General features: G+C 53.3%; 1 protein-coding gene. It reads right to left on the reverse strand.

Annotated elements, in window-relative coordinates:
* The coding region (locus tag AC0QH1_RS29900) for a tetratricopeptide repeat protein (protein WP_442957392.1) at positions 1–1,634 on the reverse strand (1,634 nt) is incomplete at its 3' end.
* Positions 1,635–1,788: the final 154 nt, after the last annotated feature.

The raw sequence follows: 1,788 nt of genomic DNA on the forward strand, positions 1-1,788 counted from the left end.
CGTAATTCCGGGTCTACGCCAGTGCGGATATCGGCATTGGCTTCGGCGAGAATTTCTAACAACGTGCGAGCGCGGGCGCGTTCGCTGGCACTGAGGGCTTGTTTGTCATAGCCTTTATCGGGATTTTGCTGGTGCAACTGCATCAGCAAGTCGATGTAGAATTCATACTCACCCTGGTTTTGAGCAAAGTAGGACTGGCGCAGTTGTTCGCTATCGATTTTGGTGCGGAGGTCTTCGATAATGGCAATGGCCGCTTCCATGTCCGTCAGTGCTTCCGTGAGATTGCCTTGGCTGCGTTTTGTCCAAGCGAGATTGTTGAGAGTAGCCACTTCCCCTGTCTTATCTCCCACTTCCCGTCTCAGGGGCAAGGATTGGTTGTAGTAGTCAAGGGCGGTTTGCTTGTCTCCCAGGGCGTCGTAAACCCGGCCAATATTGTTGAGGGTAACGGCTTCCTGTGCCTTATCCCCCACTTGCCGTGACAGGGGCAAGGATTGGTTGTAGTAGTCAAGCGCCGTTTGCTTGTCTCCCAGGGCAGAGTAAAGTGCTCCAATATTGTTGAGGGTAAGCGCAACGCCTGCCTTATCCCCCACTTGCCGTGACAGGGGCAAGGATTGGTTGTAGTAGTCAAGCGCCGTTTGCTTTTCTCCCAAGTCAGAGTAAACTCCGCCAATATTGTTAAGGGTTCTCGCTTCCTGCCGCTTATCCCCCACTTGCCGTGACAGGGGCAAGGATTGGTTCAAGTAGTCAAGCGCCGTTTGCTTGTCTCCGAGAGCGTCGTAAACCAGGCCAATATTATTGAGGGTAATCGCTTCTCCTGCCTTATCCCCCACTTGCTTTCTCAGGGGCAAAGATCGATCGTAGTAGTCGAGGGCTGTTTGCCACTCTCCCAGGGCGGAGTAAACTAAGCCAATAGAGGTGAGGGTAACGGCTTCGATTGCCTTATCCCCCACTTGCCGAGACAGGGGCAAGGATTGGTTGTAGTAGTCAAGCGCCGTTTGCTTGTCTCCCAGGGCGGAGTAAACCCGCCCAATATTGGAGAGGGTAGTGGCAACGCCAGCCTTATCCCCCACTTGCTGGAACAGGGGCAAGGATTGGTTCAAGTAGTCAAGCGCCGTTTGCTTGTCTCCCAGGACGTCGTAAACCATACCAATATTATTAAGGGTAGTGGCTTCCTGTGCCTTATCTCCCACTTGCTGGAACAGGGGCAAGGATCGCTCGAAGTAGTCGAGGGCTGTTTGCCACTCTCCCAGGGCGAAGTAAACCCGGCCAATATTGGAGAGGGTAACGGCTTCCCCTTTCTTCTCCCCCACTTGCCGATACAGGGGCAAAGATTGGTTGTAGTAGTCAAGCGCCGTTTGCTTGTCTCCCAGGGCGTCGTAAACCGCGCCAATATTGTTGAGGGTAACCGCTTCGATTGCCTTATCCCCCACTTGCCGTGTCAGGGGCAAAGATTGGTTGAAGTAGTCAAGCGCCGTTTGCTTGTCTCCAAGTAAGTTGAAAATGCTGCCCATTCCTAGCAGGGCGGCTGCTTCACCTGCTGCATTCCCTGCAGCGCGATATGCTTGGCGTGCGGCTTCCAACTTTTGCAGGGCTTCTCGTATCGATTCTGCTGTGCCTTGTTGAAATAGTTGCACTCCTTCTTGCAACAACCGATCGCCCTCTGAACTGCTACTATTCTGAGCTATCCAATTCTGCCCAGTTGTCCTTAATTCTGACAACGGATTTATCTCCTGCGCGGAACTCACTGGGGCAAAACTCGACCCCAGCAGCAGCGTTACCGCTACGGCT

The sequence above is a fragment of the Phormidium sp. CCY1219 genome, from assembly GCF_055795085.1.